Raw genomic sequence first — 17062 nt, forward strand, 5'->3', positions numbered from 1 at the left:
CCGCCCCGACGGACCGGCCCGGGCACGCCGGAGGGCCCGTCGCTGCCTTCGCGGCGACGGGCCCTCAGCGGTTCCGACCGGTCAGCGGCTCGAGTAGTTCGGCGCCTCGACGGTCATCTGGATGTCGTGCGGGTGGCTCTCCTTGAGGCCCGCCGAGGTGATCCGGACGAAGCGGCCCTTGCTCTCCATCTCGGCGACGGTGCCGGCGCCGACGTAGCCCATGGTCTGGCGCAGGCCGCCGACGAGCTGGTGCAGCACGGCCGACAGCGGGCCGCGGTACTGCACCTGGCCCTCGATGCCCTCGGGGACGAGCTTGTCGTCCGAGGCGACCTCGGCCTGGAAGTAGCGGTCCTTGGAGTACGAGCGGCCCTGGCCGCGGGACTGCATGGCGCCCAGCGAGCCCATGCCGCGGTAGGACTTGAACTGCTTGCCGTTGATGAACAACAGCTCGCCCGGGGACTCCTCGCAGCCGGCCAGCAGCGAACCCAGCATGACGGTGTCGGCGCCGGCGGCCAGCGCCTTGCCGATGTCGCCGGAGTACTGCAGGCCACCGTCGCCGATGACCGGCACGCCGGCCGCCTGGCAGGCCTGGGCGGCCTCGTAGATGGCGGTGATCTGCGGGACGCCGATGCCGGCGACCACGCGGGTGGTGCAGATGGAGCCGGGCCCGACGCCGACCTTGACGCCGTCCACGCCGGCGTCGATCAGCGCCTGGGCGCCGTCCCGGGTGGCGACGTTGCCGCCGACCACGTCGATCCCGACGGCCGACTTGATCTTCGCGATCCAGGCCAGCGCGTTGTGGCTGTGGCCGTGCGAGGTGTCGACGACGAGGAAGTCCACGCCCGCCTCGACCAGGGCCTGGGCCCGGTCGAACGCCTCGGCGCTGGCGCCGACGGCGGCGCCGACCAGCAGCCGGCCCTCGGCGTCCTTGGCGGCGTTCGGGTACTGCTCGGCCTTGACGAAGTCCTTGACGGTGATCAGGCCCTTGATCCGGCCCTCGTCGTCGACCAGCGGCAGCTTCTCGATCTTGTGGCGGCGCAGCAGCGCCATCGCGTCGACGCCGGAGATGCCGACCTTGCCGGTGATCAGCGGCATCGGGGTCATGATCTCGCGGACCTGGCGGCTGCGGTCCGACTCGAAGGCCATGTCGCGGTTGGTGACGATGCCGAGCAGCTTGCCGGCCTCGTCGGCGATCGGCACGCCGGAGATCCGGAACTTGGCGCACAGCGCGTCGGCCTCGCCCAGCGTGGTGTCCGGGCCGACCGTGATCGGGTCGGTGACCATGCCGGACTCGGAGCGCTTCACCAGGTCGACCTGGTTGGCCTGGTCCTCGACCGACAGGTTGCGGTGCAGCACGCCGACACCGCCCTGGCGCGCCATCGCGATGGCCATCCGCGACTCGGTGACCTTGTCCATCGCCGCGGAGAGCAGCGGGATGTTGACGCGGACGTTCCGGGAGACCCGCGAGGAGGTGTCGACCTCGTTCGGCAGCACCTCGGAGGCCCCGGGCAGCAGCAGGACGTCATCGAACGTGAGCCCGAGCATGGCGAACTTCTCGGGTACGCCTGCGGCGTTGTAAGACATTTGGGGGGTACCTTCCGTGGCCGGCCTTATCCGCTCACGCCCTGAGGGTGGGGGCGCATTGATCGCTCACTCGCGCAGACCGCCGAAGCCGGGTGCAATGGGACGATCCTCCAAGGGAGGCCCGCGCACACCCGTGACACTTTGGCAACCCGCCCAGGCGCCGATACCCCATGGTACTGGCACCGCGAATGTGTCCTCGTGTGCCCTTGACAACAACCCCGCCCCGTTGCTCATTCCGCGCGCCGCCGGACGGCCGCCGACCGGAAGGTCCCCAGGTCGGAAAGGTCGGGAGGCCCGGAGCGATCACGAGCCCCGGGAGATCACGAGGCCGGAGCGATCAGGAGCCCGGGGCGATCAGGAGGACTCCTCCGCGAGCGCCCGCAGCCGGCTGAGCGCCCGGTGCTGGGCCACCCGGACGGCGCCGGGCGACATCCCGAGCACCTCACCGGTCTCCTCCGCCGACAGCCCGGCGGCCACGCGCAGCAGCACCAGCTCGCGCTGACGGGCCGGCAGGTTGGACAGCAGCTCCTTGGCCCAGGCCGCGTCGCTGCTCAGCAGCGCCTGCTCCTCCGGTCCGAGCGCCTCGTCCGGCACTTCCGGCAGGTCGTCCTGCGGGACGACGGTCGAGCCGGGCCCGCGCATCGCGGCCCGCTGCAGATCGGCGATCTTGTGCGCGGCGATGCCGTAGACGAAGGCCTCGAACGGCCGTCCCTGGTCCTTGTACCGGGGAAGCGCGCAGAGCACCGCGACGCAGACCTCCTGTGCGACGTCGTCCACGTGGTGCCGGGCGCCGCCGGGCAGCCGGACCAGTTTGGCGCGGCAGTACCGCAGCGCCAGCGGGTGGACGTAGGCGAGCAGGGCGTCGATCGCCGGGCCCTCGCCGCGGACGGCGGCCACGACCAGCTCGCCCACCAGCGGCGATCCGCCCCTGCCGAGCACCGGCGGGCGGCCCGGTCCGGCTTCGGCGCCGGGGCCGTCGGAATCCGCGTACGACGGATCGTGACCCGGGCCGGAGGGCTCGGCCTCCACCGGGTCCGCCTGGCCGGCCGCACCGGCGACGTCGTCGCGCATCGGTCCATGGTGCCTGGTCGAGCGGGAAAACGCGGCACCGCGTCCGGAGTTGTGCACCGGAACGTTATGCGCTGGCGCACCGAGGGGCGTGCCGCGTACCACCGGCCCCTCCTGCACCGTGCCGCCTCCCGCCCCGCCGTCGGTGGTCCTGTCCGTCGCGCCGTCCGCCGAGTGTCCTGCGGCTGCGTGGTTCGCCGCAGTGCCTGTCCGCTGGTCCCCGAGGTGCTCCACTCCTCCATGGTGCAACCTCGGGACCGTGACGTCACACGCCCGTGCGGTGCCCGCTCCGGAAATCACCGGTGGCGCGCCGCACCCGGCGGCGCCGCCGGTGGTCAGCGGACCAGGCCCCAGCGGAAGCCCAGTGCCACCGCGTGCGCGCGGTCGGAGGCGCCGAGCTTCTTGAACAGCCGTCGGGCGTGGGTCTTGACGGTGTCCTCGGACAGGAACAGCTCGCGGCCGATCTCGGCGTTGCTGCGGCCGTGGCTCATGCCCTCCAGGACCTGGATCTCACGCGCCGTCAACGTCGGCGCGGCGCCCATGTCGGGGCTGCGCAGCCGGCGCGGGGCGAGCCGCCAGGTCGGGTCGGCGAGGGCCTGGGTGACGGTGGCCCGCAGTTCGGCGCGCGAGGCGTCCTTGTGCAGGTACCCGCGGGCGCCCGCGGCCACCGCGAGCGCGACACCGTCTAGGTCCTCGGCGACGGTGAGCATGATGATCCGGGCGCCCGGATCGGCGGACAGCAGCCGCCGGACGGTCTCGACCCCACCGAGGCCGGGCATCCGGACGTCCATCAGGACGAGATCGGAGCGGTCGGCCACCCAGCGGCGGAGGACCTCCTCCCCGTTCGTCGCGGTGGTGACCCGGTCCACACCGGGTACGGTCGCGACGGCGCGGCGAAGCGCCTCGCGGGCGAGCGGGGAATCGTCGCAAACGAGAACGGAAGTCATGACCGTCGTCCTCCGCAGCTGATCCGCGTCACGTTGAGCCTCCTGGGCTGGTACGAACCTCTCCGACACGGCCGATCGGCGACAGACTCCGTCCTGATCGCCCCGACTTGCCCGCGATCGTTCCCGACGTCCGGCGCCCGCTAACCGCCTCCGCACTTCCAACGACCGTCACTCGAATGAGTTACGGCCTTCAGGGCCATCTCCACCACTGTACGTGGCCAACCCGTTACCGATCAGCCGCACCGCGGTGCACACGCCGCACTTTTGCGCAGCTCGCGCGCGGTGGGCGTACGACCCGCACACCGATTCGGCATGTCGTGCGCCCGTCGGCCACCCGATTGCCACGCCCGCCCTCGCCGGACCCTTTGCCCACTTTGCCCGTTTTTATAGCTTTCGTATGGTCATTGACTGTTGTGCCAGTGTGTGGATGACTTGTCCATGGAGTTGCCTTAAGTCATATTTCCAGGTGTCCACACCAGTGCATCGAAGCCCCGCCGTACCGCCCGGCAGCAGCCCGCCGAGCGCCCGGCTGACGGCCGACGGCCTCTGAAGGGAATGAGCCATGGCAGATTTCTCCCGTCTCCCCGGTCCCAACGCGGACCTCTGGGACTGGCAGCTCTCCGCGGCCTGCCGGGGCGTGGACAGCTCGCTCTTCTTCCACCCCGAGGGCGAGCGCGGGGCGGCGCGCAGTTCACGCGAGGCCAGCGCCAAGGAGGTCTGCATGCGCTGCCCGGTGATCGCCGAGTGCGCGGCGCACGCGCTGGCGGTCCGCGAGCCGTACGGGGTCTGGGGCGGGATGACCGAGGACGAGCGCGAGGAGATGCTGGGGCGCTCGCGGCACCGGCTGGTGGAGGTCCCGCTGGCCCCGCCGGCCGTCGCGCACCGCTAGCCCCGCCTCCACGGCGCGCCGTGAAGAAACGTTTCTTCTCGGCGCCTCAGCCTGCCCACAGCCGGTACGGGGCCCACCGGAGCCCCGTCACGCACCGTCAGCGGGCACCCGCCGCACCGGCCAGCCGCTCCAGCATCAGCGCCACGGCCGGCACCTCGGCCAGGTCCGGCAGGGTCAGCGCGACCACCTGGCGCACCGCCGGCGCCCCGGAGGCCGTCCGCACCGGCACCGTCGACACGCCGTCAGGGCGCACCGACTGCAGCGCCAGCCGTGGCAGCACCGCCACCCCCAGGCCGGCCGCGACCAGGCCGACCACCGCCGGGTAGTCATCCGTCGCGAAGTCGATCCGGGGCTCGAAGCCCGCTCCCGCGCAGAGCTCCACCAGGTGCCCACGGCACTGCGGGCAGCCGGCGATCCACTGTTCCCCCGCCAGCCCGGCCAGCTCCACCGGCCCGCCCCGCCCGGCCAGTCGGTGGCCGGCGGGCAGCAGGCCCACCAGCGGGTCGTCCAGCAACGGGGTGACCACCAGGTCGGACCAGTCGGTGCCGGCCGTCAGCTGCTGCGCCTCCAGATTGGCCTCGGCCCGCGCCTCGCGCGGTGTGCCGTGCGCGGGGATGGGCAGCGAAACGGCGCCCTCGGACTGCGGGTAGCGGAAGGCCAGCGCGATCTCGCACTCACCGCCGCGCAGCATCGCCAGCGATTCCGGCGGCTCCGCCTCGACCAGCGACACGCGCACCCCCGGATGGCTGTCCCGCAGCCGGGCGACGGCGGGCGGCACCAGGGTGGAGCTCGCGGTCGGGAAGGAGACCAGCCGCACCCGGCCGGCCCGCAGCCCGGCGATCGCGGCCACCTCCTCCTCGGCGGCGGAGAGCCCGGCCAGGATTCCGGTGGCATGCTTGAGCAGGACGCGCCCGGCTTCGCTGAGCTGCATCCCCCGGCCGGAGCGGACCACCAGAGGCGTGTCCACGGACTTCTCCAGGGCCTTCATCTGCTGGCTGATGGCGGGCTGGGTACACCCCAGCTCGCGGGCGGCGGCGGAGAAGGAGCCGGTGCGGGAGACGGCACGCAGGACGCGCAGGTGGCGGGCCTCGATCATGCCTCAGTTATAAGGCAGTCTTTGCGTTCTGCAAAATTCTACTGATAGTTGAAGCCTCAAAGGCGAACGCCGGAGGCCCGGCCGCCACCCCTCGCGGGGCGCGGACCGGGCCTCCGGTCAGTGGTTCGGGCCTCAGTGCGAGTGGCCGTGACCGTGGGAGTGACCGCTGTCGGCCTCCTCCTCCTTCTTCTCCACCACGAGGGTCTCGGTGGTGAGGAGCAGGGAGGCGATCGAGGCGGCGTTCTCCAGGGCGGAGCGGGTGACCTTGACCGGGTCGATGACGCCGGCCTTCACCAGGTCGCCGTACTCGCCGGTGGCCGCGTTGTAGCCCTGGCCGTTCTCCAGCTCGGCGACCTTGGAGGTGATGACGTAGCCCTCCAGGCCGGCGTTCTGGGCGATCCAGCGCAGCGGCTCGTGCAGCGCCTTGCGGACCACCGCGACACCGGTCGCCTCGTCGCCCGTCAGGCCCAGGCCGCCGTCCAGCACCTTGGCGGCGTGGACCAGGGAGGCGCCACCACCGGCGACGATGCCCTCCTCGACCGCGGCACGGGTCGCCGAGATGGCGTCCTCCAGGCGGTGCTTGCGCTCCTTCAGCTCCACCTCGGTGGCGGCGCCGACCTTGATGACGCAGACGCCGCCGGCCAGCTTGGCCAGGCGCTCCTGCAGCTTCTCGCGGTCCCAGTCGGAGTCGGTCGCGGCGATCTCGGCCTTGATCTGGGCGACGCGGCCGGCCACGGCCTCGCTGTCACCGGCACCGTCGACGACGGTGGTCTCGTCCTTGGTGATGGTCACGCGGCGGGCGGTGCCCAGCACGTCCAGGCCGACCTGGTCGAGCTTGAGGCCGACCTCCTCGGAGATGACCGTGCCGCCGGTCAGGGTGGCCAGGTCGCCGAGGATCGCCTTGCGGCGGTCGCCGAAGCCCGGGGCCTTGACGGCGACGGCGTTGAAGGTGCCGCGGATCTTGTTCACGACCAGGGTCGACAGCGCCTCGCCGTCGACGTCCTCGGCGATGATCAGCAGCGGCTTCGACGCACCGCTCTGCAGGATCTTCTCCAGCAGGGGCAGCAGCTCCTGGATGGAGGAGATCTTGCCCTGGTTGATCAGGATGTACGGGTCCTCCAGGACCGCCTCCTGCCGCTCCGCGTCGGTGACGAAGTACGGCGACAGGTAGCCCTTGTCGAACTGCATGCCCTCGGTGAAGTCCAGCTCCACGCCGAAGGTGTTCGACTCCTCGACGGTGATGACACCGTCCTTGCCGACCTTGTCGATCGCCTCGGCGATCAGCTCGCCGACCTGGGTGTCCTGCGCGGAGAGGGAAGCGACGGCGGCGACGTCGTCCTTGCCCTCGATCTCGCGGGCGATGGACAGCAGGTGCTCGGAGACGGCGGCGACGGCCTTGTCGATGCCCTTCTTCAGGGCGGCCGGGCCGGCGCCGGCGGCGACGTTGCGCAGACCCTCGTTGACCAGGGCCTGGGCCAGCACGGTGGCGGTGGTGGTGCCGTCGCCCGCAACGTCGTTGGTCTTGGTGGCGACCTCCTTGACGAGCTGCGCGCCAAGGTTCTCGTACGGGTCGTCCAGCTCGACCTCGCGGGCGATGGTGACACCGTCGTTGGTGATGGTCGGGGCGCCGAACTTCTTGTCGATGACGACGTTGCGGCCCTTGGGGCCGATGGTCACCTTGACGGTGTCGGCCAGCTTGTTGACACCGCGCTCCAGCGAGCGGCGGGCGTCCTCGTCGAACTGCAGGATCTTCGCCATGTTCCCTATTCCCTCGGGGCTGCGGCCGGCCCACCGGCCGCCGAACTACGTGAACCAACAACCACGCCCCGGGCCATTGTCACGGGGGACACGGATCCGGGGCGGGTCGGGACGACTTACTTCTCGATGATGGCGAGAACGTCGCGGGCGGAGAGGACGAGGTATTCCTCGCCCTGGTACTTGACCTCGGTGCCGCCGTACTTCGAGTACAGGACGATGTCACCCACGGCGACGTCGAGCGGCAGCCGCTGGCCATCCTCGAAGCGGCCCGGGCCGACGGCCAGGACGACGCCCTCCTGGGGCTTCTCCTTGGCGGTGTCCGGGATAACCAGGCCGGAGGCCGTGGTGGTCTCGGCGTCGAGCGGCTGGACCACAATGCGGTCCTCGAGCGGCTTGATGGCAACCTTGCTGCTGGTGGTCACGTCCGAGCTCCCCTTCGGAGATTACGGGGTTTTCTAACGGGTAGGGGCGAACCTGCGAGCCTGCCGTCGCGGGGGTCAGACACGCGTCTTCGCGTTAGCACTCCCCCGGTGGGGAGTGCCAAGGACGACCATAGGCCTGTGTTAGCACTCAGTCAACCAGAGTGCCAACGACGCGCCCCTCGAATCCTGCCGGCCGGGCGGCGACCCGTACTCGTGGCCGCCCGGCGACCGGCGAGAATGGCCCCGTGGACACCGAGAACCTCCAGCCCCTGCTGGCCCCCGAGGGCCAGGCCCTGCTCGCCGAGCTGCGCGAGTTCACCCCTGAGGAGGAACTGGCGCTGGCGACCCGGCTGCGGCGCGAGCACCCGGCGGAGCTGGTGTCGGCGGCATTCGGGCAGGCCCGGCTGCGGCAGCGGGCGCGGGCGAAGTTCGGGGCGGACGCCGATCTCATGTACTTCACGCCCAACGGCGTCGAGCAGTCCACCCGGCGCAGCGTGGCCGAGTGGCGGGCGCAGCGGTTCGCCGCACTGGGCGTGCGGCGCCTGGCCGACCTGTGCTGCGGCATCGGCGGGGACGTGCTGGCGCTGGCCCGGGCAGGCATCGAGGTGCTGGCCGTCGACAAGGACCCGGCGGCCTGCGCCGCCACCGCCGCTAACGCCGCCGCGTTGGGCCTGGCCGACCTGGTCGAGGTGCGCTGCGCGGACGTCGCCGAGGTGGACGTCACCGGCTACGACGCGGTGTTCACCGACCCGGCCAGGCGCACCTCGCGCGGCCGGGTCTTCGACCCGGAGGCGTACGCGCCGCCGCTCTCCTGGGCCGTCAAGGCCGGCCGCCGGACCCCGATCGGGGCGCTGAAGGTCGCCCCGGGCATCCCGCACGAGGCCGTCCCGGCGGACGCCGAGGCGGAGTGGGTCTCCGACCACGGCGACGTCAAGGAGGCGGTGCTCTGGTTCGGCACCCGGGCCGCGCGCCCGCACCGCGCCACCCTGCTGCCGCAGGGCGCCAGCCTGACCGGCGGCGACCTGCCCGACCCGCCGGCCGGCCCGGTCGGGCGCTACCTGTACGAGCCGGACGGCGCGGTGATCCGGGCCCACCTGGTGGCCGAGGTGGCCGAGCGGGTCGGCGGCCGGCTGATCGACCCGAAGATCGCCTACCTGACCTCGGACCGGCTGGTCGACACCCCGTACGCGCACGCCTTCGAACTCACCGACGTGCTGCCGTTCCACATCAAGAAGCTGAAGGCGCTGCTGCGCGACCGCGCGGTCGGCACGGTGGTGATCAAGAAGCGCGGGATGGCGATCACCCCGGAGGAGCTGCGCCGCCAGCTCAAGCCCTCCGGGCCGAACACCGTCACGGTGATCCTCAGCCGCACCGACCACGGCCCGCTGATGATGCTGGGGCAGCCGGTCCGCGCGGACAGCGCGGACTAGCTAGGTGGCGGGGGCCTGGATGTAGTCCTCCAGGCGGGCCACCGAGAAGCCCTGCTCCTGGATCCGGGCCAGCAGGTCCCCGAACATCTGGGTCATCGTGGCGCCCTTGAGCTCCTTGGGGCCGCGGAAGTGCGCCAGGACGATGTCGCCGGGCTTCAGCTTCTTGTCCGCCGCCTGGTACTGCATGTCGTGGATCTGCATCGACTCGCGCCACAGCACGATCGCGCGCGGGCCGCACTGCTGCACCGAGGTGTTGAGCGTCGGGGTGTTGGCGCCGTCGCCGAACGGCGGGCGGAACAGCAGCGGGGCGGTGCCGTACTGCTGGGTGAGCGCGGCCTGGTCGTCGCAGACCTCGGCCTTCTGCTTGTCCGCCGGCAGCTTGCTCATCACCGGGTGGTCCACGGTGTGGTTCTGGATGTGGTTGCCCAGGGCCTGGAGCGGCTTGAAGTAGCCGTAGTCGTTCTTGACGATGTCCTTCGTCAGGAACATCGAGATCGGCACCTTGAGGTCGGTCAGCATCTCGACGAACTTCGGGTCCTTCTCGGCGCCGTCGTCGATGGTGACGAAGACCACCTTGTCGGTCGTCTTGATGTCGCTGAACACCGGTACCGGGCCGGTGCGTTCGAGTTTGACGGGCTTGTCGGCGGGCGGCGCGGGGGCGGGGGCGAGCGGGGTGAGGTTCCACTTCGCCCAGGCCGCCGCGTTCGCGCCCGCCGGGGCGGTGGCGCCGGGGGTGGCGGCCGTGCCGCCGGTCGGGGCGGCCCCGGTGGGCGCGAACGGCGCCGCCGTCGGGGCGGCGGGGGCGGCGCCGCCCCCGCCGCCGTTGTCCCCGCAGGCGGTGGCGAAGGCCAGCAGGGCCAGCGCCCCTGCCGCGTACGTCCTGGTTCTGTTCCGTCGGTCCCTGCTCACCGCACCGCGCTCCCGGTTCCCGTCCAGCCTTCTCTCAGCTATGCACGGTAGCGGCCGGGTCGGCGGTTCCCGCCCCAGGCTGTTCGGCGAGCTCGCTGGTGAAGGACCAGCGGTGCACCGGGCGGCCGAGCAGGTCGGCCGGCGGGTCGGCGACCGGCACCGGCTCGCCGCTCCACCAGGTGATCAGCAGCACCCGGTCCCCGGGGGCGCCGAACAGTTCGAGGCGCTCCAGCCCGGCCCCGCCGCGCACCGCGGGCAGCGCCTCCTCCCGTACCCAGGCGGCGAGTTCGGCCCCCCGGCCGGCCACCGCCCGGGCCTCCCACATCGCGGCGACGGTCACGCGGTGCCGCCGCCGAGGGCGTCGTAGGCCCGGCCGTGGACGTCGGCGTGCCCGCTGCCCGCGGCAGGCACGTGGACGTCGGTCACCGGCAGCGAGGAGTCGGCGGACAGGTCGAGGGCGGAGGGCGCGCGGTCGCGCCACACCATCTCGGAGCCCAGCGCCGCGACCATCGCGCCGTTGTCGGTGCACAGGCCCGGACGGGGCACCCGCAGCCGGATGCCGGCCCGGTCGCAGCGCTGCTGGGCCATCTCGCGCAGCCGCGAGTTGGCCGCGACGCCGCCGCCGATCATCAGGTGGTCGACGCCGTTGGCCTTGCACGCCTTGACGGCCTTGCGGGTCAGCACGTCGGTGACCGCCTCCTGGAAGGACGCCGCCACGTCGGCGATCGGCACCTCCTCGCCGGCCCTGCGCTTGGCCTCCACCCAGCGGGCGACGGCGGTCTTCAGACCGGAGAAGGAGAAGTCGTACTCCGGGTCGTTCCTGCCGCTCAGGCCCCGCGGGAAGGCGATCGCCTTCGGGTCGCCCTCGCGGGCCGTCCGGTCGACCACCGGGCCGCCGGGGAAGCCCAGGCCGAGCACCCGGGCGACCTTGTCGAAGGCCTCGCCGGCCGCGTCGTCGATGGTCGCGCCGAGCGGGCGGACGTCGGTGGTGATGTCCTCGCTGAGCAGCAGCGACGAGTGCCCGCCGGAGACCAGCAGGGCCATCGTCGGCGAGGGCAGCCGGCCGTGCTCCAGCTGGTCGACGCAGATGTGCGAGGCGAGGTGGTTGACCCCGTACAGGGGCTTGTCCAGCGCCCAGGCGTAGGCCTTGGCGGCGCTGACGCCGACCAGCAGCGCGCCGGCCAGGCCGGGGCCGGCGGTGACCGCGATGCCGTCCAGGTCGCTCGCCTTGACCCCGGCGGTGTCCAGGGCGCGCTGGATGGTCGGGACCATCGCCTCCAGGTGCGCGCGGCTGGCGATCTCCGGGACGACACCGCCGAAGCGGGCGTGGTCGTTGACGCTGGAGGCGACCGCGTCGGCCAGCAGCGTGGTGCCGCGCACGATGCCGACGCCGGTCTCGTCGCAGGAGGTCTCGATGCCGAGGACGAGCGGTTCGTCAGCCATGGGGGTTGTCCTCAATGTCCTTCGGGTCGGTGCTGTCAGTGCTCGGGTGGTCGAGGCGCATCACCAGCGCGTCGACGTTGGCGGGCTGGTAGTAGCCGCGCCGGATGCCCACCGGCTCGAAGCCGTGGCGTTCGTACAGCCTCTGGGCGCGCGGGTTGTCCACCCGTACCTCCAGGAGCAGTTCGGCGCAGCCGCGCCGGGCGGACTCCCGGATCAGGTCGGTGAGCAGCGCCGTGCCGAGGCCGGCGCCCTGGTGTCGGTCGTCGACGGCGATGGTCTGGACGTCGCCCTCGCCGGCGATCGCCATCAGCCCGGCGTAGCCGACGATCGTGCCGTCCGGGGCGCAGGCGACGGTGTAGTGGCGGGTGCCGCCGGGGTGGGCGTCGGCCAGCTCGGACCAGAACATCCCGGTGGACCAGGCGTCCTCGGGGAAGAGCCGCTGCTCCAGTTCCACCACCGGCGCGATGTCCCACCAGCGCATCGGGCGCAGGGTGGTGCCGTGGTTCACGCCGGGAGCACCGCCTTGCCCCCCAGAACGGTCTTGTAGCCGGCGGGCACCTGGGCGTCCGGGCGGCGCAGGTACAGCGGCACGTTGGGCAGCAGCTCGCGCCCGGCGGCCAGCTCGGCGGCGGCGAAGCCGGCCAGGGCACCGGCCGACACGTGCTCGGGGCCGTGCGCGCCCGGGAAGGCCTCGGGGTAGAGCAGGGCGCCGGCGCCGACGGAGCGCGGCTGGACGGCCGGCTCGGCCGGGCGGTCCACGTTCGGTCCCTCGGTGCGGCGGCCCTCGGCGTCGTACGAGGCCCAGTAGACCTCCTTGCGGCGCGCGTCGGTGGCCACCGTGAACGGCTGCCCGGCCAGGCCCTCGGCGCGGGCCTGGAAGGCGATCGCGTCCAGGGTGCAGACGCCGTGCACCGGCAGCCCGAGGGCGTGGCCGAGCGCGGCGGCGGTCACCAGGCCGACCCGCAGGCCGGTGTACGGGCCCGGCCCGACGCCGACCGCGATGCCGGTCAGCCGGTGCTTGTCGACCCCGGCCGCCCGCAGGACGCCGTCGATCGCGGGCAGCAGCAGTTCACCGTGGCGCCGGGCGTCGACCTGGTGGGTCTCGGCCAGGACGGCGGTGCCGTCGTGGACGGCGGCGGTAACGGCGGGGGTGGCGGTGTCGAACGCGAGCAGCAGCACGGGTCAAGGTTAGACCGACGTTGGGCCGACCGGCCGATCGGCCGGGTGTACCACTCGGGAACACACATCCGAGGCGCTGCGACCCGGACGGACGGACCTGGCACGATGGGGCCGTACGAAAAGGGACGGCGGCGGGAGCGGCACGTGGCGAAGATGGGTCCTGGAGTGGTGGTCACGGGGCTGACCCTGGGGGCCCTGGCGGTGGTGAGCCTGCTGGCCTTCCAGGCCAGCGGCGCCCAGAGCCGGGCGGGCGTCGCCCCCAAGCCCACGACCACCACCGTGGCGACCGGCGCGGCGCCCACCGCGGCGCCGAGCGCCTCGGCCACCCCGACCGTCCCGCCGCTGCCGGCCACCTCGGGCACCGGCATCCGGGTCGTGTACTCGGTCGGCAGCCACTACGTCTGGCTGGTCGACCCGAAGAAGAACCCGCAGGTCGCCGCCGCCTTCGCGGTCGCCCCGGGCACGGTCGAGCCGACCCCCGGCAGCTACGCGGTGTACAGCCGCACCGCGACCACCACGGGGACGGACGGCCGGCAGATCGAGCACGTGGTGCGCTTCGCGCAGCAGAACGGCGTGGTGTTCGGTTTCAGCGCGGCGGTGGACGGCGCGACCCCGACCGCCGACCCGAAGGCCAAGACCGGCGGCATCCGCAGCGGCCGCGCCGAGGGCCAGCTGCTCTGGGACTTCGCGCCGAAGGACACCAAGGTGGTCGTGGTCGCCTGAGGCGGCTTCACGCGGCCCGGGGTGACTGCGCCTCGGGCTCCTCGGCCTGCCTCGGCTTCGGCTCGGGCGGGGTGGACACCGCCTCGGCGGCCGCGCAGGCGGCCAGCAGGGCCCGCATCGGCTCCCCCGCGGCACTGCGGGCGGGCTCTCCGGCTCCGGGCTCTCCGGCTCCGGCGGCGCGAACGGTGCGCTCCGGGGCGGGGGTGGTGCTCGACATGGCGCCTCCCTAGTTAGGCAGACCTAACCGCAGCACCCATCCCACCACGCCTGGCACCCCGCCCGCAACATCTTGCCGACAGCTTGTCGGCAAGTCGTCGGCTAGTCGTCGGCGCGAGCCGCCGCCGGCCCCCGGCGCTCCTACTCGGCCAGTGCGGCCAGCTCGGCGCCCGCCCAGCGCGGGCCGATGCCGGTCAGCAGCACCCGGCGCGGGTCCTGGTCGTCCCCGTCGTCGTCCGCGCCGCCCAGGGCCCGCTCGATCCGGACCTCCAGCCGGTCCTCGGACAGCCGCTCGACCTTGCCCTCGCCCCACTCGACCACGACCACCGACTCCGGCAGCGAGACGTCCAGGTCGAGGTCCTCCATCTCGTCCAGGTCCCCGCCCAGCCGGTACGCGTCCACGTGGACCAGGGCCGGGCCGCCGACCAGGGAGGGGTGCACCCGGGCGATCACGAAGGTCGGCGAGGTCACCGCCCCGCGGACCTGCAGCCCCTCCCCCAGGCCCCGGGTCAGCGTGGTCTTCCCCGCTCCCAGCTCGCCGGAGAGCAGCACCAGGTCCCCCGGCCGCAGCAGCGCGGCCAGCTCCCGGCCGAGCCGGCCCATCCGCTCCGGGGTGGGGACGGTGAGAGTGGCGTGCGAGCCCATGCGCGTGTCGTGCCCTTCGGTCCGTACGGCGTGCCGACCACCGGCCGCCACCGCTACGGTGCCACATCACCGCACCCCGGTGCGGCGGGCGGGTGGGGGGCGAAGCGGCGGACGGAGCGTCAGGCGGGATCGGCGGCCGGCTCGGCGGGCCGTTCCCGGGCCAGGTCGAGGACGGCCGCGGGCAGCGGCGCGGCCCCGGCGTAGTCGGCGGCCCGGCGCAGCAGCACCGCCAGCTCGCGGTCGACCAGCTCCGGCCGCTCCAGCATGACCAGGTGTCCGGCGCCGTCGGCGAGGACGAGTTCGGCGCCCGGCAGCCGCTCGGCCATCACCTCGCTGTGCGCCGAGGGTGTCAGCAGGTCCTTCGTCCCGGCCAGCACCAGGGTCGGCAGGCCGAGCAGGGCGGCCAGCGCCTCGAACTTCTCGTGCGCGCCGAACACCGGGTAGAACTCGGCGACCACGTCGATCGGGGTGGCGTCCAGCAACTGCTCGGCGAAGCGCACCACCCCGGGGTCGACGTCCCGGCTGCCGAAGGAGAACTTCCGGTAGAACACGGACGTCACGTCCGAGCCCAGCCGCCTGGTCGCCTCCACCAGGTCGACCTGGCGGCCCAGCAGCCGCACCACCCCGGGCGCGACCCGCTTGAACAGCTTGGCGCCGACCGCCGGCAGTCCGAGGCTCACCGAGTTCCAGTCGCCCGCGAGCGTGCCGACCAGGGCGACCCCGGCGACCCGCTCCCGGAACAGCTCCGGGTACTGGTCGGCCAGGGCCATCACCGTCATGCCGCCCATCGAGTGGCCCACCAGCACCAGCGGCCCGGTCGGCGCGACGGCGTCGATCACCGCCCGGAGGTCGCCGCCCAGCTGGTCGATCCCGGCCGGCTCGCCCGCCAGGAACGAGCGGGAGCGCTCGGAGCGGCCGTGGCTGCGCTGGTCCCAGAAGACCAGCCGCATGCCCTCGCGCAGCGCGGCCCGCTGGAAGTGCCAGCTGTCCTGGTTGAGGCAGTAGCCGTGGCAGAACACCACGGTCAGCGGCTCGGCGCCGCCGGCCGCCCGCCCGCCACAGCGGCTCTCGGGGGTCTCAGAGGTCTCGGGGCGCGGGCCGTCCGGCTCCGCCCAGCCGGTGCCGTCCAGCTCGACGTACAGCTCGGTGCCGTCCGGTGCGGCCACCGTCCTCGGGCGTCCGCGCAGCGAGCCGTACGGGGCGCTCGCGTCCAGCTCGGCCCGGGCCCGGCGGCGGGTCGCCCGGCCGACGGTCAGCCGCTCTATCGCCACCCCGGCGGCCGCCCCGGCCGCCAGCACGCCGACGGAGATCCCGATCACGCCCGCGCGGCTCACCCCGGAGGCCGCGCCGGCCGCCTTGGCCACCGCCGCGACCGCTCCGTCCCCGGTCGGCGCGTCGGTCATGCCGGGAGGCCCTCGGCGTGGCTGCCGCCCAGGTAGCGGCGGGGCACCCGGGCGCCGATCCGGGTGACGATCTCGTACGAGATGGTGCCGCAGGCGCGGGCCCAGTCCTCGGCGGTCGGCTCGCCGCGCTCGCCGTTGCCGAAGAGGATCGCCTCGTCGCCGATCGCGGGGGTGTCCCCGCCCAGGTCCACCACGAACTGGTCCATCGCCACCCGGCCGGCCACCGTGCGCCACTTGCCGTCGATCTGCACCGGTCCGGTGCCGCTGGCGTGCCGGGGGACGCCGTCGCCGTAGCCGACCGGGACCAGGCCCAGGGTGGTCGGGCCGGGCGTCGTGTAGTGGTGGCCGTAGCTGACCCCGTGCCCGCCGGGGACCTGCTTGACCAGCGCCAGCCGCGCGGACAGCGCCATCACCGGGCGCAGCCCGAAGTCGGCCGGCGAGCCCACCTCGGGCACCGGCGACAGCCCGTACGCGGCCAGGCCGGTGCGCACCAGGTCGAAGTGCGACTCCGGCAGCAGCAGGGTGGCCGGCGAGTTCGCCAGGTGCCGGACCTCGGGGCGCAGCCCGGCCGCCTCGGCCGCGGCCAGCGCGGCGCGGTAGGAGTCGAGCTGGGCCTGGATCGACGGGTGGCCGGGCTCGTCGGCGGCGGCGAAGTGCGACCAGACGCCGACGACCCTGAGCAGCCCCTCGGCCTCGGCGCGCCGGGCGGCGGCCACCAGCTGCGGCCAGTCGTGCGGCTGGCAGCCGTTGCGGCCGAGACCGGTGTCGGCCTTCAGGTGCACGCGGGCGGGGATGCCGGTCTCGCGGACGGCCGGCAGCAGTTCGTCCAGCGCCCACCGGCCGCTGACCGAGATGTCCAGGTCCGCGCGCAGCGCCTCGGCCCACGGCCCGCCGGGCGTCCACAGCCAGCACAGGATGCGGGCCCGCTCCGGGCGGATGCCCGCGGCCCGCAGCGCCAGCGCCTCGTCGGGCGTCGCGCAGCCGAGCCAGCCGATCCCGTCGGCGACCGCCTCCCGGGCGCACTCGACCGCGCCGTGGCCGTAGGCGTCCGCCTTGACCGCGAGCATCACCGCCGCGCCGGCGGCGCGCTCGCGCAGCGCCGCGAGGTTGCCGCGCAGGGCGGCGAGATCGATGGTCGCCTCGGCACGGACGCCGTCGGTCAGGGTGGCGGTGCCGGTCGTGTTCGCAGTTGTCATCAGGGTCAGTCTCCCAGACGTCCCGGAGTCCTCGCCGAACGGCCCGTCGGCGCGGCGGCCGGCGACCGGGCCGCCGCCCGCCGCGCCGACCGGCGGCGAACCGCTCGTCACCTCCTCGTTCGGACGCCGGAGACGGACCGCCCGGTTCCGCTCC

18 protein-coding genes are annotated in these 17062 nt (G+C 73.5%); 3 read left to right on the forward strand and 15 right to left on the reverse strand.

Annotated elements, in window-relative coordinates; genetic code table 11:
* Positions 1 to 81 precede the first annotated feature (81 nt).
* The 3 genes from guaB to AC0B61_RS06330 form a co-directional block, all read right to left on the reverse strand.
* Complete coding sequence (gene guaB, locus AC0B61_RS06320) at positions 82 to 1584, reverse strand: IMP dehydrogenase (RefSeq protein WP_471739468.1); 1503 nt, start codon at positions 1582 to 1584, stop codon at positions 82 to 84.
* Positions 1585 to 1938: 354 nt separating this feature from the next.
* Positions 1939 to 2655 (reverse strand): RNA polymerase sigma factor ShbA, encoded by a 717-nt coding sequence (gene shbA / locus AC0B61_RS06325; protein WP_471739469.1) that lies wholly within the window; start codon positions 2653 to 2655, stop codon positions 1939 to 1941.
* 332 nt (positions 2656 to 2987) lie between these two features.
* Entirely contained in the window at positions 2988 to 3599 is a 612-nt protein-coding gene (locus AC0B61_RS06330) for a response regulator transcription factor (protein WP_014136228.1), read from the reverse strand.
* Positions 3600 to 4161: 562 nt separating this feature from the next.
* Between AC0B61_RS06330 and AC0B61_RS06335 the strand changes: the two genes are divergently transcribed.
* Positions 4162 to 4488, forward strand: coding sequence for a WhiB family transcriptional regulator (locus AC0B61_RS06335; RefSeq protein ID WP_380418051.1), 327 nt, complete (start codon positions 4162 to 4164; stop codon positions 4486 to 4488).
* A 97-nt stretch (positions 4489 to 4585) separates the two neighbouring features.
* Here the strand turns inward: AC0B61_RS06335 and AC0B61_RS06340 are convergent, their stop codons facing one another.
* From AC0B61_RS06340 to groES, 3 genes are all read right to left on the reverse strand, one after another.
* Entirely contained in the window at positions 4586 to 5584 is a 999-nt protein-coding gene (locus AC0B61_RS06340; RefSeq protein WP_471739470.1) for a LysR family transcriptional regulator, read from the reverse strand.
* 132 nt (positions 5585 to 5716) lie between these two features.
* Positions 5717 to 7342: a chaperonin GroEL gene (gene groL, locus AC0B61_RS06345; RefSeq protein WP_471739471.1), complete on the reverse strand. Its 1626-nt coding sequence runs from the start codon at positions 7340 to 7342 to the stop codon at positions 5717 to 5719.
* 116 nt (positions 7343 to 7458) lie between these two features.
* A complete protein-coding gene (groES, locus tag AC0B61_RS06350; protein ID WP_014136232.1) occupies positions 7459 to 7764 on the reverse strand; it encodes a co-chaperone GroES in 306 nt (101 codons plus the stop codon).
* A 245-nt stretch (positions 7765 to 8009) separates the two neighbouring features.
* Here groES and AC0B61_RS06355 point away from each other — a divergent pair, with 245 nt between their 5' ends.
* Entirely contained in the window at positions 8010 to 9194 is a 1185-nt protein-coding gene (locus AC0B61_RS06355) for a THUMP-like domain-containing protein (RefSeq protein WP_471739472.1), read from the forward strand.
* On the opposite strand, the gene AC0B61_RS06360 is transcribed toward AC0B61_RS06355, so the two are convergent.
* Genes AC0B61_RS06360 through tsaB form a run of 5 tightly spaced genes read right to left on the reverse strand, consistent with a single transcriptional unit; the run spans position 9195 to position 12725 of the window.
* Positions 9195 to 10103, reverse strand: coding sequence for a polysaccharide deacetylase family protein (locus tag AC0B61_RS06360; RefSeq protein ID WP_471739473.1), 909 nt, complete (start codon positions 10101 to 10103; stop codon positions 9195 to 9197).
* 34 nt (positions 10104 to 10137) lie between these two features.
* Positions 10138 to 10443, reverse strand: a complete 306-nt coding sequence (locus tag AC0B61_RS06365) for a hypothetical protein (protein ID WP_471739474.1) — start codon at positions 10441 to 10443, stop codon at positions 10138 to 10140.
* Positions 10440 to 11546: a tRNA (adenosine(37)-N6)-threonylcarbamoyltransferase complex transferase subunit TsaD gene (gene tsaD, locus AC0B61_RS06370; RefSeq protein ID WP_471739475.1), complete on the reverse strand. Its 1107-nt coding sequence runs from the start codon at positions 11544 to 11546 to the stop codon at positions 10440 to 10442. Before tsaD ends, AC0B61_RS06365 begins: the two co-directional genes overlap by 4 nt.
* Positions 11539 to 12027 (reverse strand): ribosomal protein S18-alanine N-acetyltransferase, encoded by a 489-nt coding sequence (gene rimI / locus AC0B61_RS06375; protein WP_471739785.1) that lies wholly within the window; start codon positions 12025 to 12027, stop codon positions 11539 to 11541. Before rimI ends, tsaD begins: the two co-directional genes overlap by 8 nt.
* Before the next feature lie 23 nt (positions 12028 to 12050).
* Positions 12051 to 12725: a tRNA (adenosine(37)-N6)-threonylcarbamoyltransferase complex dimerization subunit type 1 TsaB gene (tsaB, locus tag AC0B61_RS06380; protein WP_471739476.1), complete on the reverse strand. Its 675-nt coding sequence runs from the start codon at positions 12723 to 12725 to the stop codon at positions 12051 to 12053.
* 153 nt (positions 12726 to 12878) lie between these two features.
* Between tsaB and AC0B61_RS06385 the strand changes: the two genes are divergently transcribed.
* Complete coding sequence (locus AC0B61_RS06385) at positions 12879 to 13448, forward strand: hypothetical protein (RefSeq protein ID WP_471739786.1); 570 nt, start codon at positions 12879 to 12881, stop codon at positions 13446 to 13448.
* Between the two features lie 7 nt (positions 13449 to 13455).
* Here the strand turns inward: AC0B61_RS06385 and AC0B61_RS06390 are convergent, their stop codons facing one another.
* From AC0B61_RS06390 to alr, 4 genes are all read right to left on the reverse strand, one after another.
* Positions 13456 to 13665, reverse strand: coding sequence for a hypothetical protein (locus AC0B61_RS06390; protein ID WP_471739477.1), 210 nt, complete (start codon positions 13663 to 13665; stop codon positions 13456 to 13458).
* A 140-nt stretch (positions 13666 to 13805) separates the two neighbouring features.
* Positions 13806 to 14309 (reverse strand): tRNA (adenosine(37)-N6)-threonylcarbamoyltransferase complex ATPase subunit type 1 TsaE, encoded by a 504-nt coding sequence (gene tsaE / locus AC0B61_RS06395; RefSeq protein ID WP_471739478.1) that lies wholly within the window; start codon positions 14307 to 14309, stop codon positions 13806 to 13808.
* A gap of 119 nt (positions 14310 to 14428) precedes the next feature.
* Complete coding sequence (locus tag AC0B61_RS06400; protein WP_471739479.1) at positions 14429 to 15712, reverse strand: alpha/beta fold hydrolase; 1284 nt, start codon at positions 15710 to 15712, stop codon at positions 14429 to 14431.
* Positions 15709 to 16908 carry an alanine racemase gene (gene alr, locus AC0B61_RS06405; protein WP_471739480.1) on the reverse strand — a complete coding sequence of 400 codons (1200 nt, stop codon included), beginning with the start codon at positions 16906 to 16908 and terminating at the stop codon, positions 15709 to 15711. The genes AC0B61_RS06400 and alr overlap by 4 nt, the downstream gene beginning before the upstream one ends.
* Between the last annotated feature and the right edge of the window lie 154 nt (positions 16909 to 17062).

The organism is Kitasatospora sp. NPDC023385 (assembly GCF_055664045.1).

Coding starts and splice junctions, on each gene's coding strand:
- guaB (WP_471739468.1), bottom strand. CDS start 1,584: ATGTCTTACAACGCCGCAGGCGTACCCGAGAAGTTCGCCATGCTCGGG.
- shbA (WP_471739469.1), bottom strand. CDS start 2,655: ATGCGCGACGACGTCGCCGGTGCGGCCGGCCAGGCGGACCCGGTGGAG.
- AC0B61_RS06330 (WP_014136228.1), bottom strand. CDS start 3,599: ATGACTTCCGTTCTCGTTTGCGACGATTCCCCGCTCGCCCGCGAGGCG.
- AC0B61_RS06335 (WP_380418051.1), top strand. CDS start 4,162: ATGGCAGATTTCTCCCGTCTCCCCGGTCCCAACGCGGACCTCTGGGAC.
- AC0B61_RS06340 (WP_471739470.1), bottom strand. CDS start 5,584: ATGATCGAGGCCCGCCACCTGCGCGTCCTGCGTGCCGTCTCCCGCACC.
- groL (WP_471739471.1), bottom strand. CDS start 7,342: ATGGCGAAGATCCTGCAGTTCGACGAGGACGCCCGCCGCTCGCTGGAG.
- tsaD (WP_471739475.1), bottom strand. CDS start 11,546: ATGGCTGACGAACCGCTCGTCCTCGGCATCGAGACCTCCTGCGACGAG.
- rimI (WP_471739785.1), bottom strand. CDS start 12,027: ATGCGCTGGTGGGACATCGCGCCGGTGGTGGAACTGGAGCAGCGGCTC.
- AC0B61_RS06385 (WP_471739786.1), top strand. CDS start 12,879: ATGGGTCCTGGAGTGGTGGTCACGGGGCTGACCCTGGGGGCCCTGGCG.
- AC0B61_RS06390 (WP_471739477.1), bottom strand. CDS start 13,665: ATGTCGAGCACCACCCCCGCCCCGGAGCGCACCGTTCGCGCCGCCGGA.
- tsaE (WP_471739478.1), bottom strand. CDS start 14,309: ATGGGCTCGCACGCCACTCTCACCGTCCCCACCCCGGAGCGGATGGGC.
- AC0B61_RS06400 (WP_471739479.1), bottom strand. CDS start 15,712: ATGACCGACGCGCCGACCGGGGACGGAGCGGTCGCGGCGGTGGCCAAG.
- alr (WP_471739480.1), bottom strand. CDS start 16,908: ATGACAACTGCGAACACGACCGGCACCGCCACCCTGACCGACGGCGTC.